Below are 15,805 nucleotides of genomic sequence, written 5' to 3'. Positions count from 1 at the left end.
ATTCCTCCTAACCTAACCTCAAGAAAAAAGCAGGCATTGCCTGCGACGTGAAAATTATACCACACATTTATAGGCGATGCAAAATAAGCGACAGGTTTACTATAAAAGAAAAATTTCGGATGATTAAGATTTCCCCCGGAATTCCAGCTGTCTTTCAAAGCAATATTTAATCAGTTTTTGGCGCTCCTGATCAGCGATTTCCTCATATTTCAGCATAATGAGTTTGCGACCGTTTTCCATCTGCTGAATGCGCACAATTTCAGATTGGAACGGAACATGCTCCTGAGTACCGTTTTTATATGGAATTAAAATCCAGCAAGACAATGATTCTCCTTCTTCAAGATGATGAGTTCCCTGGGTGTGAAAAGAAACACCCCCGCCTCCTACATCATGTGTCTCTGCTACAAATCTGGACTCGTTCGCACCATGCTTTACTGCAATTTCCAAGTTGGCCTTAACCCGAAGAAAGTTGCGGCGCTGAATTTTGCTGATGCTGTCTGGAGCAGGTTTGTGGATACGAACCATCCGGAGAACATCCTCTTTAAAACCCGTAACGTGGGTATTAAAATAATTTTTAATCCCACCCTCGCTCATAAAAAATATAGACAGTTCTTCCCCTAGAAACAATTTTTTCAAATGCCCACTTGTTTGTGACATAGGAATTTCAATTAGGAAGTTCTGTGACTCCTCTTCTGCAATACGAGACTTAAATTCAAAAATCTCGTCCTTATGGTCACTACCAGCCACTTGTATGTATAACACATCATTAATTTTGGGAAACAAATGATCCACCATCCTTGTCCAATAAAAGCTCTAATTAAGGTATATAATACCACGACTTTGTGCCTATATTAAGCATTATATTTGTTCGATCTATGACTAAAGCACAAAAAACCTCCTTCACGAAGGAGGTTTAGAGTGACTATTGATTCATTTTCATGTAATCAACTACGCATTACTTGCAGTAACCTGAGGTTCATCTGAATCTTTAACCTCTTCAATCGTTTCTTCCATCCCCGTATTGGCGTTAATATATATCCGGTAAACGGAACCATTGATTTTACCACCAAATTCATAACACAGAACTTCATTTGAAAGTTCATTTTCAATTAAGGCTTTACGGTGGTAAGTTTCACGAAACTCAGGATTCAATTTCGCTCGTGCTGCATTCAAATTCAATTTCGCTTGCGGAATTCGGCGGAGATGACTATGCTCATACACATAATCACTGGATTGAAAACCGATCACCTGTCCGTTATCAAGGCCTGATCTGACTGTGATTTTTTCTGGATAGATAATCACGTCCCCTTGTTGGCTCGCAAATGTAATATTAGCTAAATTCCCGCTCTCATCATACGCAACTGGCTTCATTCCTTTGGAACCTTTTTGTTCAAGGTATTCACTAGCATAGCGAATCGCTTCATTACGTGTTGCTTTTTTAGGGCCTACTGCTCTCATGTCATGATAAGAAATAAGCTTGCCGCCTTTTTTCGTAAAATCCATACTGGCCACGGGTTGCTTCTTATTTAGCAGGGTAGCTGTATAAGATGCCCATTCCGTTCCTTTACCATTTTCGTTCACACGGATCTGACTTTCCGGTTTTCCTGTAAATTCAGCGGCATTTCGTTTAATTTGTTCTGCATTCACTGCCGGGAGACTCAATTTTTTCACAGAACGTTTATCATAGATGCTGGCTACAGACGGTCCCCAATCCAGCTCCTTGTAGTTTTCCACCTTTTTGTCTACGGTTTTAAAGCCATCAATAATGGTGTTGTCCTTCGGACCAGTTTGCGAACCTGCCGCCATATCTACATCCATCCATCGCAAATTTTTGCTAAGGACCTTTTGCTGCACTTCCTGCATGTTTTTCGAAATTTCTTTGGAATTGTTATATAACGTTTTCAGGTTCGAAATTTCTTTCTCGTTTAAAGGCTCGTGATCAAGATCACGGACAGCGGTCTGATACGAAAACGCGGATAGATGTGACAGTAAATCCTTGGCATGATTAAAAGGCATTACATTCAGAGGCAACTGATTAACCTCATTTTGGGCCTCACTTGCAATCCTCCACACGTTCATCAAACATTTGCGGTGCATCGCGTGTGAAGTATTATGGACAGCAACCGCGTTCCCGAGTTGAGAATGCAGCTGATCCATATGAAACGACAAATCGTGAAACGCACGCTGGTATTGATTTTCCGCTTTTATCGACATGCTATTTGCCTGAAGAGACACCTCTTTTCTCATCTGGCTTTGCTGATAACCCCACACAAATGCTCCTATCATCATTAGGGTAACCACCGGGAACAATACGGCACTAAGTCGCTTATACATATTGGGAGTCTCCTTTCTTCAAGTACACTACCGATAGTGTGACAAGAAGAATGCTCTCTTATGCATGGTTTTCCATGACTTCAACAATAAACTCACAGTTATCGCAAATGCAGCGTTTAAAGCCGGTCTGAATCTGTCCTTGCTCTATACGTCCTCTCAGCACAAAACGTTCCCCACATCTTTTACAATGAATTCTTACTTTTATACGCAAAAAAAAGACACCTCTTTCTCTAACAGGTTTGTCAGATCAGTGTGCCCCATTTTGTTACATGTTAACCTTTTCTTCCCGTTTTAACAAACGAAAAGGAGAACGGTTATTAGCTCGACTGATCTTCGCCATTCCTCCATACCATAGAAATGCCATAAGTGGAATGATAAACCAGATCCAGTCATGCGAAAATTTCGTTAAAATCAAATCGTATACTCCGTGCCAGAACCATGGAAGCACCAATGACAGCAGCAACATGTATTTGCTCCTCAAGCCCTCTGAAAACTTGGCCTTCCCCATGTAGTAGCCCATCATTACACCAAACATCGCATGACCGGATACCGGTAGCAATGATCTCATCAGCATCATGCTAATCGAAGCATGGCCCGCCCACGCATATAACAGATTTTCAACTGTTGCAAATCCGAGTGAGACTGCGGCCGCATACAAAATACCGTCATAAGGCTCGTCGAACTCGGTATGATTATAGATGATGTGATACAACAGAAACCATTTAAAAAACTCTTCCACTCCGGCTGAAATGCCGAACACCTGGATTAACGTGTGATCCCCTAGCCAAAGCAGCAGCCCGCGTTGAAAAATCATGACAGGAAGAACCACCAAAAAACCGAGCAAAAACACTTTAATAACCATGTGCAGTGGCTCCGAATCATACCTGTCCTTCAAGTAAAAATACATCAATAAGGCGAGACCCGGCGCTGTGGCTGCCGCTAAAACCGAAAACAGAAGCACCGATCATCCCTCCATAAAAATGAGTCGGCCCTGCTTTTAGCGCAGAGCCGACAAATTCACTTCGATATCACTTTCGATAAAACGAATCAAGAACGGCTGTCAAAATGAGTGCAGATGACAGCAACTGCCTGCTCAGGAATGACCAGCTTGCCGTACTCTTCCAACATAGCTGGTGTAACGGATGAGCCTTCTCCAAATTCAGCAAGAACCGCAATTAAAGCCGCAAGCTTGGACTCCTCTACTTCTTCTGGTTCCAAGTGCAGAATCCATTTTCCTCTATAATGATACAGCTTACCTGCTTCCGTAGTGTTACTACGAAGCATATGAGCCGCTTCTATGAGTACTTCGAAATCGTTAAACGCGTAAACGATGGAATCGCTATGCTCCAGCGTGACTTCCATTTCGTAGACTTCCTCTGGAAGCTCCTCATCGGGACCCGAACCATACTGTTGATGGTCGTATTTTCCCCGGGTGACGATAACAACCATTCCTTGAGCAGGAAGCGCAAAGACTTCGACAGCTAACGGTCCCGTGGCGTCGAAGCCCAGTTCGCTGTATGCCTGATCCATCATTTCGGTAAACAGCTCATGAACTCTTGGAATTTCTTGCCACATATCGTCTTTTTGAATACCGCGTTCGCTCAAATCGTCAAAGGTAAGGAAAATCCGTATCTTGTCCTGACTTAATCTTTCTATTTTCATACTGGACCCTCCTCCTGGCAGCCGAGTGTTATTAACAGATTATGATGCAATTATGATGCCTGTGATGAAAATGGTTCTATGTAATCATGTTATCATTTTATAATCGTAAATGCACGCAATAAAAAGATAAAAAAAAGAATCATTTGAACGGCTTTTACAAAAAAGCCGCAAAATGATTCGGAATAAAGGTTTCTGGGTTACAATCCCGGTACGGCTGTATGAGTTTCTTTCAAAATTTGCTCGACCTCACGTTTAACATCGGGACTTGTGCTGATGAAGTCTTTAATCAACTTCATATTCTCTTCTTTGTTCTTGGCGGTATGGGCGTTATGAGCGGTTTTATCTGTTGGTGAATGATGGTCTTGATCCTTATGGGTGTCTTCTTTATTGAGTGTTATCTCGCCCATTCCGGGGAATGCCGCGTCCATCATTTTAGTACGGGCTTTCTGCACTAAATTGCCGCTTTTTTTTCCACCCATATCCATGGATAAGCCCAACATGTTGCGGTTGCGGGAGATCAAAGAGCTTGCGACAGCGCCCAAGACGATTCCCAGGAAAAATGAAGATGTTTTCACAATTAGAACCTCCCTTTGTGGTAGAATCAAGCATAGTGTTCGTCAGTAATGACAAACTCATACGGTATAAAATACAGGAAGGTGAGATGAAATAATGGGTACAAAAACAGCAGCCATTTTGTTCACAGCATGTCTGCTGCTTAGTGCTTGCACTGCAAACAAGCCGGAATCTGCGGCAACAAGCAACCAGCAGGATTCGGTAGCGTCTGACTCAAGTAACAGCGCCAAAGATCAGAGCAGCGTCTCTTCCCCAAAAAGCAGCAGTAAGCAAGCAGGCAGTGATGATCATAATTCAGCGGGTAAAACCAATGCACAAAATGATAAAACCAGCGAAAGCAACGAAATAGGAGCTGCGACATCTGCAACTACCAATAACAAAATGTATCACTTGAACAAAGCCTACAATGTAATCCCTAACCAACAAGGTACCGAAAAAAAAGTCGTGTTACTGACCTTTGATGATGGTCCTAAGGAAGCAGCCATGATCAACAAAATCATAGATGTACTCGATAAACACAAAGCGAAAGCGATTTTCTTCGTAAACGGTTACCGTGTAAAAGAGCATCCTGAGTTGCTTAAGCTTATCCATGACCGTGGACAGCCCATCGGCAACCATAGCTGGGATCACATCGTGCTGAAGAATAAATCTGAGCCTGAGGTCAAAAAACAGATTGAATCGGTACAAAAAGTTGTTAAGGACATTACAGGTCAAGCCCCCGTATTCTTCCGTCCCCCTCATGGTGCCGGCGGAGACGTAGGTCGCAAGGTCGCTAAGGAAAACGGTCTCCTATACATGACATGGTCCGTCGGTTCTCTGGACTGGACAATGAAAAAGAATCAGCCTAATAAAACGGAGGCACTTCTCAAAAACGTAACGGAACAACTTCATCCAGGCAGCAATATTTTGATGCATGAACTGCCATGGACAGCTGAGGCTCTGGACAGTCTATTGACACGCCTCGAGCAAAAGGGTTACCAATTTGTTGATCCTCAAAGCATTGAGGTTCCTGCCAGCAAATAGACACTTGCGTATACTCAGTCTTAACTGTAGATGATGTAATAAAGGCCTCCACTCTCCGCTATTCATGCGGAGACGGAGGCCTTTTTACCGTATCATTACGCGCCTTTACCAAAGCATTTCACTGATGGGTGGTGCACCCTTGATGCCCCACCACAGTAACGCTGCAGTAATCAGCACAAAAAGAGTACTCAAAAAATTTAAAAACCACTTGCTTACCCGAATACGGCGGGACGGAAACATTTCTGCCCGCGTTCGGTACTCACTGGCAGGAGTATCATCCTCCATCGTCACAGCAACTTCTGGTACAGCGGCAACGTGAGCCAATTCTGGCACGGGCCGTGAAGCACGGGAGCGAACTGGTTTAGATTTTGACCTGTCCTCCTCCTTGCCTTTGCGACCATTTCGACGGCTACCATAGGTCTGCACTCTGCTAAGTTCCTGATTCATTCTTCATACCTCCGAAAACGTAACGCTAAGCCAGATATAAGGTCAATCACAAAATGACAAATGATCGGTGCCCACAGACTACCGGTCTGTACATATATGTAGCCCAATCCATAACTGCTAAGAAAAACCCAGCCAGTGGGAATCCAATGCCGTAAATACCGGATATGAATCACCGCAAACAAAATGCTTGTCCAATAAGGACCAAAGCTGTACTGAATTGCACCTCTGAACAAGAATTCCTCACAGATAGAGACGATAGCTGCTATACAAATAATATGCCACACCGGACGATTTTGAAACAGCATTTGGTTAATACCACCGTCATCCATAGCATCCTCAGGCATAATCCGGGACAGCAACAGATCCACAAGTAACATAGCGGCGGCCAAACCCAATCCCCACCATAAGACGTGCAGAGTGTTCGGCAATGCAAATAGTTCTAACACATTTCTTTTCTGAAAAAATATCCAGATTGCGCCAATCAGCAGGGTCAGCCCCTGAGTTAGATACAAATTGTAAAGCAGCAAGCGGTCGTTCAATTCATGAATTTGCGCTCTTTTCCATTTCACTTTAAGCTTTTTCATAGTTAGTTAGTCCTCTGCATAGTCTTCTTTAGCATCATAGCCAAAAAGTCGGGCGGATTCAAGAAGACTTAAATCTTAATTTTCCGCATTCTGTAGCTATATATCTAGACGGCTATCCACACATGTCGCATGTCCTATTGACATGCCCATGTAAGCCATGATACATTATGAAAAAATTATTAGCGACAACAACAATGATGGAGAAAAGGTATTGATTTCGTCCTCAGAGAACCGGTGCTTGGGTGGAAGCCGGTGACGAAATAACTACTTTCAGCGCTCCTGAGTTATTGCACCGAGGTCTGTGGAATACTTCCCGGCATTAGATGCAATCGGCAGAAAACCGTTATCCTTTCGGTCATTTTATGACCGCTGAAGGCAGTCCATTGCGAAATGGCTGCGAATTAGGGTGGTACCACGAAACTCTCGTCCCTTACTATGGAGATAGTATGTGATTCGGGGGTTTTTTTGATGCCCGAAAACCGCAAAGCGCCTCCGCGTAAGACTTTTGATCGTCAGTTTGGTGCATAATACTATTTTATCCCTTTTCTGCGTCAATGCGTTATCACACTAGTATTTTACACCGCTCTCCTGTACTTTTAGAAGCATTTCAAGTTTTTTCATGTTCTTTATGGAATGTATTTCAGTTTGAAGTACATCCTGTCCATAAAAGAAGTTAACTTTGAGGAGGAAACCAAATGTTTAAAGTGTTAGTATCCGATCCGATCAGTGACCTGGGCATCCAGCAACTGATGGATGCAGACGATGTCACGGTGGACAAGAACACAGGTCTCAGCGAGGATGAATTGGTTCAAATTATTGGTGACTATGACGCATTACTCGTTCGAAGCCAAACTCGGGTAACCGAACGCATCATGACGGCAGGTAAGAACCTCAAGGTTGTAGGGCGAGCTGGGGTCGGAGTGGACAACATCGACCTCGAAGCAGCAACACAACGAGGGATTATCGTTATTAACGCTCCTGACGGCAACACGATTACGACTTGTGAGCACACTTTTGCGATGATGATGGCTCTAGCACGTCATATTCCACAAGCATATGCCAAAACCATTGGCGGTACATGGGATCGTAAAACATTCCTCGGTGTCGAACTGCGTAACAAAACACTTGGAGTCCTCGGCATGGGACGTATCGGCAGTGAGGTGGCTAAACGTGCTAAAGCATTTGGCATGAGCATCCTCGGCTATGATCCATTTCTAACGGAAGAACGCGCTGAGAAGCTGGGCATTAAGCTGGCGAGCGTGGACGAAATTATCCGCAACGCAGATTTTATGACCGTACACACACCATTAACACCAGAAACGAAACATATGATTGCTCGTCCACAGTTTGAAGTGATGAAAAAAGGAATGCGCATCATCAACTGTGCCCGGGGCGGAGTTATCGATGAAATGGCTCTTGTTGAAGCCATTGATGAAGGTATCGTTGCCGGTGCAGCCTTTGACGTATTCGAGTCAGAGCCGCCAGCACAGGATCACCCATTCCTGAGTCATCCGAAAATTATCGTCACACCACATCTGGGTGCCTCGACTGTCGAAGCTCAGGAGAATGTAGCTATCGATGTGTCCGAGCAAGTGCTGCATATTTTGCGTGATGAGCCTTTTAAAAATGCGGTCAACATGCCTCCAGTACCATCCAACGTCATGACGCAATTGCAGCCATATTTCTCGCTTGGAGAAAAGCTGGGCAGCTTTGCCGCTCAGATCACGAATCAGGCTGTACGTGAAATTCAGGTAGATTACGCTGGCGATTTGTCCTCTGTGGATACACAGCCGCTGACACGGTATATTTTGAAAGGTGTTCTTAGCCGTCATCTGGGCAGCGATGTGAACATTGTAAACTCTGTACATCTGGCCAAAACACGTGACATCCATCTTGTCGTATCTCAGGCGCCCGCAACCAAGGGTTTTACCAACCTGATTACCGTTACACTCAAGACGCAGAGCGGCGAAGAACAACGTGTATCTGGCACCCTGCTGGCAGGCTATGGCGAACGTATTGTTCGGTTGAACCAGTTCCCGGTAGATGTGGCACCGGAAGCTCATTTCCTACTCATCTCCCACAATGATAAACCAGGCATTATTGGCCGTGTTGGCACCTTGCTTGGCGAGAACGGCGTCAATATCGCTTCCATGCAAGTAGGGCGTAAAATTGTCGGCGGTGAAGCCATCATGATCCTGACCGTCGATAAAGCCGTGCCAAAAGACGTGCTGATTCAACTCGTTGGTTTGCCAGAACTAAATACTGCCCAAGAAGTAGTGTTAAATTAGTTCCAGACAATATTGAGAAGTCCATGATTTTATAATAAAGAGAGGCGCCTGGCTACCCAGGCGTCTTTTTCTCTTATACCGTTATCTGTCATGAAAGCAATCATCATGCATGAAACAGGATGTTCCACGTTGAACAAGATAAATGTTGATTTTTCAACAAAAAGCACCCTCTTCCGAGGATGCCTGCAAACCGGGGTATATCAGCTGGGGCTTATAATTCTGTTACAGACCCAGCTTTGTTTTGTTGGAGATCGGCAGCAAAATAGTAAATTCCGTCCCTTCTCCCAATACGCTGGCAGCTGAGACAGAGCCTCCGTGAGCCTCTACAATGTTCTTGACAATAGCAAGCCCCAAACCAGTCCCTTTATCCTCACCACGTACTCTGGCCTTATCTGCCTTGTAGAAGCGGTCGAAAATATAAGGTAGATCCTCGCTGGCAATGCCTACACCTTCATCCTTAATCCGAATACGGATTAACTCATGCCGTTCTCCCAAAATTCGATCCGCCGCAATAGTAACCTTTTTCCCGCCGGGTGTATGTCTGAATGCATTATCCAGCAAGTTGGTCAATACCTGCTCCAGTCGGTCTTCATCTGCCTCAGGCAGCAGTAAACGTTGGCCTTGCTCATGGTAATCGAGTGTCAGTCCCTGTTCCTTTGAACGTACCGTAAATTTACGGTGAACACGCTCGATCAGCTCATTCACATCCACTTCCTGTCGGTGCATGTCTGTATGACCAGCCTCCATTCGGGCCAGATCAAGCAGATCCTTGACTAACCTTCCCATGCGTAATGATTCATCATGGATGACCTGTACCAGCTCCTCGGATTCTTCAGGGGAACCCGCCATGCCATCCAGCAACGCCTCACTGTAGCCCTGCATCATAGATAAAGGTGTACGGATTTCATGAGATACGTTGGCCACAAAATCGCTCCGCATCTTCTCCAGCTTCACTTCTTCCGTAATATCTCTAAGCACAGCTACTGCACCGCGGATTGCATTATCCGTATACAGAGGCGCCATCTGCACCGACCAGGAGCCCTTCTTGACATGGATATAGTCTCCGACATCCTCTCCCCTGTCCATAACAGTATGGAACAGAGACTGCAAAGGCTCAGGTACAGAAGCTCCAAACTCCTCCAGATCACGCTCCTGCCACTCCAGCTTTTTCCAGATATCCAACAGACTTTGTGCCGGCGGATTCGTCAAGATGATTTGTCCGCTTCTGTCGAAGGTGATTACGGCATCAGACATGCTTCGCAGTACGCTGGATAAATGGTTTTTTTCCTCATTCAGACTGCGGATCGTTGCTTCCAGTTCCGTAGACATATGATTAAAAGTTTTCGCCAGTTCTCCAATTTCGTCACTGGTCACCAGCGAAAGCCGAGTATCATACCTACCCTCACGAATCGCATTCGCCGCCTGAATCAACAGCTGCATAGGCTGTGTGATTTTAGTAAAAAGGAATAAGGCAAAAAAGGTCGTCAATAAAAATCCGACAATGCATGTATAGGTGAACAAATGCTTAATTTCCGTCGATTCATACGCCGCAAAATTTCTGTTGATGTACGGCAATAAAAAAAGCCCTAGAAAAATAAGCACAGAGCCTACAAGACAAATGATGGTGATCCACAGCTTGCCTACCAGCGATCTCCAGAAGTTCACGTTATTTTGGAACCTCCAGCTTATAACCTACGCCCCACACGGTCGTAATCATAGCCGCTGCCTCTGGCGATACTTTATTCAACTTTTCACGAAGCCGTTTCACATGCGTATCCACAGTACGCAGATCACCAAAAAATTCGTAATTCCAAACGTCTTTCAGCAGTTCTTCGCGCGAGAAGACTTTATCTGGCGACACCGCCAAATAGTGCAACAGCTCGTACTCTTTAGGCGTGAGACTGATTTCAATCCCGCCCGCAGTTACCCGGTGCGCATCATGCTCAATGATAAGATTCGGAAAAACAATACTATTGCTTGGTACCGCCTCTTTCGTTAAAAAGGCAGTTTCAGACGAACGGCGTAAAATCGCCTTCACCCGGTAAATGACTTCTCGCGGGCTAAAGGGCTTAACCACATAATCATCGGCTCCGACTTCAAAGCCTTGTACACGGTTCACTTCCTCACCTTTGGCAGTCAGCATAATTACAGGTGTAGATTTAGTCTGACGTAGCCGTGTACACACCTCAATCCCATCCATCCCTGGAAGCATTACATCGAGTAAAATAATGCTGTAATCGCTTGCAGTCGCTTTTTGGAGGGCAATCTCACCATCCTCAGCTTCGTCAATTGCATATCCTTCTTTTTCCAGATACATCCGCAGAAGGCGGCGAATGCGTTCTTCATCATCTACAATTAATATGCGGTTGCTTTGTTCTGACATATTCCCAGCCCCTTCGCTAAAAAAACCATTCTCTCTATTTTACTATTTTCCCGTGCTTGGTCAAACTTTACTCTCATCCAACAGTCTCTTTACACCAAAAAGGCCGGGGTTATGACCCCCGTCCTGTCCGTTTCTTTTTCGTGTTGTCTGATTTGGCAAGTTGAATGAGACGGTTGATTTCGTCCTTGGTTAAAGGTCTGGTCAGACCGCGCTTCAAGTTTTGTAGCAAAAGATCACCGAAGGCAATCCGCTTGAGTCTGATGACCGGGTGTGAAATGGCCTCAAACATCCGTCTTACCTGGCGATTTCTGCCTTCATAAATGGTAATCTGGATCACAGACTCCTTACCATTCGGATCTACATCTTTATATTCTACCTCGGCTGGTGCAGTAATGCCATCTTCCAGCACGATTCCTTTTTTCAGCTTGTCCAGCTCAGTACCATGCGGAACGCCTTTGACAGTTGCCACATATGTCTTGGGCACATGATGCTTGGGATGGGTGAGCAGATTGGCGAACTCGCCATCATTGGTAAGCAACAGCAGTCCTTCGGTGTCGTAATCGAGACGCCCTACCGGATATACGCGTTCCTTAACGCCTTTCAGATAGTCTGACACGATTTTACGGCCTTCCGGATCGGAAGCACTCGTAATGACTCCTTTAGGTTTGTTCATCATCAGATAGATTTTTTTCTCGGTTTTGATCGGGCGTCCCTTTACCGTAATCATATCTTGATCAGGGTCTGCCTTCGTTCCCAGTTCAGTTACGACAACCCCGTTCACTTCCACGCTGCCCGCCTGAATAAGCTCCTCACATTTACGTCTGGAAGCTACACCAGCTTGGGCCAATATTTTCTGCAATCTTTCCATGTTCGCTAATTCACCTCATGCTAATGATACCCATCCATGAGCAAAATCACAACCCCCGTTCAAAAAACGATGCAGAAATTAAAATACAAGCAGGCAAATGGCAATGGCTGCCACAAAACCAACCACATCTGAAAATAGTCCTACCTTCAAAGCATACCGTCCATTGCGGATACCTACCGCACCAAAATATACAGTTAGCACATATAGCGTCGTGTCTGTGCTGCCCTGAATCGTTGAGGCGATCCGACCGATCATGGAATCCGGGCCATAAGTGCGAATTAGATCCGTCGTGAACGCAAGTGAACCGGTGCCCGTCAATGGACGAAGCAAGCCTAAAGGCAGTACCTCACCGGGTACACCCCAGTGCTTAATCCATGGGGTTACCCAGGAGATAAAATAGTCTAAAGCGCCGGATGCTCGAAAAATGCTAATCGCCACCATCATACCTACGAGATGAGGAATAATGCTGATGGCGGTAGAAAAGCCGTCTTTGGCTCCATCCACAAAAGAATCGTAGACAGGTACCTTTTTAGCATATGCATATAAAGGAATAAAAGCGAGAATAACCGGAATGGCCCAAGTCGATACGAGGTTTATAAAATTAAGCATGCCTCCCTCATCCTTTCCAAGTGGTGTCCCTGCCCTTGGCAGCCGTGTTTCCCGTTCGCGGAACGGCAGGTGAAGATACGGGCAGCGTCGTTGAAGAGGCAGCAGATGTTGGTGCTGATGAGGTGAGTGGTGCCAAGGATGTCTGGGACGGCGGAATCGCTGGAGGACGGCGGCGCAATTCTCGACTACGGTACCAACGGTCCGCCGCAATTGCGGCAAAGGTGGCTATTGCGGTCGCTACCAGCGTCGTACCGACGATTTCTGCCGGATGTGCGGAATGAAAATTAAGCCGTATCGCGATCAACGTCGTAGGAATAAGCGTAATACTGGCCGTATTCAGGGCGAGCAGCGTACACATGGCTGGTGTGGCGGTTTGCTTATCTGGATTGAGCGTCTGCAACTCTTGCATAGCCTTGATTCCCATCGGTGTGGCTGCATTCCCTAGACCCAGCAAATTGGCGCTCATATTGGACAAAATGTAACCCATAGCGGGATGATTACGCGGAACATCAGGGAAGAGAAAGGCAACCAAAGGAGAAAGCAGCTTGGATATTTTCTGTAAGAGCCCACCATCTTCAGCCAGCCTCATCATGCCCATCCAAAACACCAGCACACTTATCAGTCCAAAACATACTGTAACACCCGTAGTTGCGCCGTCAAAAGCCGCCTTCGTCACCACCTCTATATTTCCCTGCGCGGCTGCAAATACAAATCCTATACAAATCAAAGCCACCCATATGAGATGAATCATGGCTGATTCCTCCTTTTCCCAATGATGTGACACGTCCCAGCTCTAATTTCCCGTTTGCCCTAGGCTCCAAACAAATTTTTTAGGATTTCGTTCCATCTGCTCGTCCAACCTTGTTGCTGAGTATTGTTTGCAGGATCTTGTGCAGTTGGAGCCTCTTGCTGTGGCTGTACGGTACTTTGAGCAGGCAGCTTACTACCTTTTTCATACACAGGAACAGAACCGATAAGTTTACCTTCCAATAGGAATTCGACACGCCCTCGTAAGCCAAAAGATACGTCCGCTCTGTCTGCAGAAGCAGAATTTTTATACAACACCAGCCTTTTGTGCAACTGGGTCTTCTCACCTTCATGTAAAGGATAGGCAAAGCTTGTACCTGTTAATAGTGGGTAACCATCGATAGGTTGTTGCTTGTCCGTAATCGGAATGAGCGGATAATATCGGAATCCGTAATCAAGCATACGTGCATGATCGTTCCAATCGTCCCCGTCATTCAAGGTAACGGCAGCGAGCTGGCGGCCGTCCCGTGTGGCAGAGCTAACCAGACAGCGAAACGCTTTTTTGGTAAAACCTGTTTTCACTCCGTCAGCTCCCTCATACAGCCGCAGCATTTTGTTTTTGTTGTGCCATGAGTAGTCCCAAGAATCGTTGGGATTCGGTGCTTTTTTCAGTTCTGTTTTTACGATACGGGCAAAAGTTGGATTATGCAGCGCATAAGCAGTAAGCAGGGCCATATCATTGGCTGAGGAATAATGTCCCTCGGCATCCAGCCCGTGAGGATTAGCAAAATGTGTGTGGCTTAGCCCAAGCTGAACCGCCTTGTCATTCATCAAATGGACAAATCCCTCTTCCGTCCCCCCCACATGCTCAGCAATGGCAGAAGCGGCATCATTACCAGAACGGAGCATTAAGCCGTACAGCATATTTTCCAGCGACATTTGTTCACCCATTTGCAGAAAAAGCGAGGACCCTTCTTTGGCATACGCGGTTGGACTCACCTTTACCCGGTCCTGCAAGCGTCCATGTTCAATGGCCACGATTGCAGTCATAATCTTGGTCAGGCTGGCAATACGTAGCTCCCGGTCACCCTCGGTAGAATAAATGATTCTTCCTGATGTGACATCAATTAAAGAAGCAGCCTGTGCATGGGTTCCTATTGCGGGCGGCGCTGCTTCTGTTTTTATCGCTCCCCGAACGGGCTGTGGACTCAGCAACGTAAGCGGCAATGACAAAATAAGCAGAACCACCAGCGGCAAAACAAATGCGCGTGCCTTATTCAAGAAATGGCTGTGGTCCGCGTGAATGTGTTGCTTTTTTTTAAACATTTGGATTCCTCCGGTTTTGAGCAAGTCTTGTACCATTCTATGTCCAAGCTGTTCAAAGTATGTCCACCTTTATAACAGAAAATTCCTTTACGGAACAGCCATTAGCTGCTCTCTTTTTGCTTTCTTTCTGCATAAACCAAGCAACTTGCCCTCCCGAGTACATATATATTAGTTACCAAAGTTAAATATGGATCGGGGGTTACATCATGCTGCGTCTCCAGTTTGAAATGATTTTAAGATCGCGGATTGTAGAGTCCGCAGAAGCATTGCATCGAAGCGGTGTATCCTTTGCCACTTTTGCTACCGCACGTTGCAACCAGCAATTTTGGGATTTAACGGAAAAGGGTGGTTTTCAGATTAAAGCAGGTGTCACTCCGGCAGAGGGGATCACAGACATTTTTTTAAACGGTCATCAATACGCTTTTGAATGTGCAACAGCTATGGTTATTGTGCTGTACAAAGGAGTGCTGGATTCCATTCTGGAAAGTGAGTTTAATCGGATTTTTGCAGATATGCTGCTGTATGACTGGCACTATGACAGTGACCTCAGGCTCATACAGCAGCAAGGGAGTCATAAAGCAGCTCCTGGCGATATTCTGTATTTCAACAATCCGGATGTGTCATCTGATACATTGGAATGGAAAGGAGAAAATGTCGTTAAGCTGAAGGAAGACTTGTTTTATGGACATGGGATTGGCATCTTGCCGGCGAAGGGTATTATCGATTCCCTGAATCAACATCGTCGGCCGGAAGCCACGGTATCTGCTTATTTGACGAATGAAGTGGTTTATCCGGACTTCATCTACTTATCGCAGTTCGCTACCGAAGGAAATCGAAAAAATGAATTATCGCTGCATACTTTGTACCATCAGGAATACAGTCACCGTATACATGCTGTCATTGGGGGAAGGCAGTATATTCGGAGATAGGGCCAAGTGTAAGCAGAAAAGAAGGTATTCCT

16 protein-coding genes and 1 other annotated feature are annotated in these 15,805 nt (G+C 45.5%); of the genes, 3 read left to right on the top strand and 13 right to left on the bottom strand.

Annotated features, from left to right (window positions below; genetic code table 11):
* Positions 1-123: 123 nt before the first annotated feature.
* From NLX74_RS08050 to NLX74_RS08030, 5 genes are all read right to left on the bottom strand, one after another.
* Complete coding sequence (locus tag NLX74_RS08050) at positions 124-783, bottom strand: flagellar brake protein (protein WP_254328403.1); 660 nt, start codon at positions 781-783, stop codon at positions 124-126.
* 165 nt (positions 784-948) lie between these two features.
* On the bottom strand, positions 949-2,334 hold the full coding sequence (gene ypeB, locus NLX74_RS08045) for a germination protein YpeB (protein ID WP_254328402.1): 1,386 nt from the start codon (positions 2,332-2,334) through the stop codon (positions 949-951).
* A gap of 265 nt (positions 2,335-2,599) precedes the next feature.
* Positions 2,600-3,295: a glutamic-type intramembrane protease PrsW gene (gene prsW / locus NLX74_RS08040; RefSeq protein ID WP_039271035.1), complete on the bottom strand. Its 696-nt coding sequence runs from the start codon at positions 3,293-3,295 to the stop codon at positions 2,600-2,602.
* Positions 3,296-3,381: 86 nt separating this feature from the next.
* The gene (locus tag NLX74_RS08035) at positions 3,382-3,996 is read right to left on the bottom strand and encodes a genetic competence negative regulator (protein ID WP_076317360.1); all 615 of its coding nucleotides are present in this window, start codon (positions 3,994-3,996) and stop codon (positions 3,382-3,384) included.
* 197 nt (positions 3,997-4,193) lie between these two features.
* On the bottom strand, positions 4,194-4,571 hold the full coding sequence (locus NLX74_RS08030; RefSeq protein WP_254328401.1) for a hypothetical protein: 378 nt from the start codon (positions 4,569-4,571) through the stop codon (positions 4,194-4,196).
* Between the two features lie 94 nt (positions 4,572-4,665).
* On the opposite strand from NLX74_RS08030, the gene NLX74_RS08025 reads away from it, so the two are divergent.
* Positions 4,666-5,592 (top strand): polysaccharide deacetylase family protein, encoded by a 927-nt coding sequence (locus NLX74_RS08025; RefSeq protein WP_254328400.1) that lies wholly within the window; start codon positions 4,666-4,668, stop codon positions 5,590-5,592.
* A gap of 105 nt (positions 5,593-5,697) precedes the next feature.
* Here the strand turns inward: NLX74_RS08025 and NLX74_RS08020 are convergent, their stop codons facing one another.
* Both NLX74_RS08020 and NLX74_RS08015 read right to left on the bottom strand, forming a co-directional pair.
* Positions 5,698-6,039, bottom strand: a complete 342-nt coding sequence (locus tag NLX74_RS08020; protein WP_039271029.1) for a hypothetical protein — start codon at positions 6,037-6,039, stop codon at positions 5,698-5,700.
* On the bottom strand, positions 6,036-6,623 hold the full coding sequence (locus NLX74_RS08015; RefSeq protein ID WP_235309576.1) for a type II CAAX endopeptidase family protein: 588 nt from the start codon (positions 6,621-6,623) through the stop codon (positions 6,036-6,038). Before NLX74_RS08015 ends, NLX74_RS08020 begins: the two co-directional genes overlap by 4 nt.
* Before the next feature lie 185 nt (positions 6,624-6,808).
* Positions 6,809-7,057, top strand: a binding site (T-box leader).
* A gap of 261 nt (positions 7,058-7,318) precedes the next feature.
* Here NLX74_RS08015 and serA point away from each other — a divergent pair.
* On the top strand, positions 7,319-8,911 hold the full coding sequence (serA, locus tag NLX74_RS08010; RefSeq protein ID WP_039271025.1) for a phosphoglycerate dehydrogenase: 1,593 nt from the start codon (positions 7,319-7,321) through the stop codon (positions 8,909-8,911).
* 222 nt (positions 8,912-9,133) lie between these two features.
* On the opposite strand, the gene NLX74_RS08005 is transcribed toward serA, so the two are convergent.
* From NLX74_RS08005 to NLX74_RS07980, 6 genes are all read right to left on the bottom strand, one after another.
* Entirely contained in the window at positions 9,134-10,576 is a 1,443-nt protein-coding gene (locus NLX74_RS08005) for an ATP-binding protein (protein WP_071641423.1), read from the bottom strand.
* Between the two features lies 1 nt (position 10,577).
* The gene (locus NLX74_RS08000) at positions 10,578-11,294 is read right to left on the bottom strand and encodes a response regulator transcription factor (RefSeq protein WP_039271023.1); all 717 of its coding nucleotides are present in this window, start codon (positions 11,292-11,294) and stop codon (positions 10,578-10,580) included.
* A gap of 109 nt (positions 11,295-11,403) precedes the next feature.
* Complete coding sequence (locus NLX74_RS07995) at positions 11,404-12,162, bottom strand: pseudouridine synthase (protein ID WP_023989197.1); 759 nt, start codon at positions 12,160-12,162, stop codon at positions 11,404-11,406.
* 78 nt (positions 12,163-12,240) lie between these two features.
* A complete protein-coding gene (locus NLX74_RS07990) occupies positions 12,241-12,771 on the bottom strand; it encodes a spore maturation protein (RefSeq protein WP_254325397.1) in 531 nt (176 codons plus the stop codon).
* Positions 12,772-12,778: 7 nt separating this feature from the next.
* On the bottom strand, positions 12,779-13,522 hold the full coding sequence (locus tag NLX74_RS07985; RefSeq protein WP_254328399.1) for a nucleoside recognition domain-containing protein: 744 nt from the start codon (positions 13,520-13,522) through the stop codon (positions 12,779-12,781).
* A 59-nt stretch (positions 13,523-13,581) separates the two neighbouring features.
* Positions 13,582-14,844, bottom strand: a complete 1,263-nt coding sequence (locus tag NLX74_RS07980) for a D-alanyl-D-alanine carboxypeptidase family protein (RefSeq protein WP_254328398.1) — start codon at positions 14,842-14,844, stop codon at positions 13,582-13,584.
* Positions 14,845-15,050: 206 nt separating this feature from the next.
* On the opposite strand from NLX74_RS07980, the gene NLX74_RS07975 reads away from it, so the two are divergent.
* The gene (locus NLX74_RS07975) at positions 15,051-15,773 is read left to right on the top strand and encodes a protein-glutamine gamma-glutamyltransferase (protein WP_254328397.1); all 723 of its coding nucleotides are present in this window, start codon (positions 15,051-15,053) and stop codon (positions 15,771-15,773) included.
* The last annotated feature ends 32 nt before the right edge of the window (positions 15,774-15,805 follow it).

This window comes from Paenibacillus sp. MZ03-122A (genome assembly GCF_024213325.1).
Taxonomy (GTDB): Bacteria; Bacillota; Bacilli; order Paenibacillales; family Paenibacillaceae; genus Paenibacillus; species Paenibacillus polymyxa_B.
The sequence above is the reverse complement of the archived record's forward strand: the minus strand, read 5'-3'. Positions and strand labels throughout refer to the sequence as shown.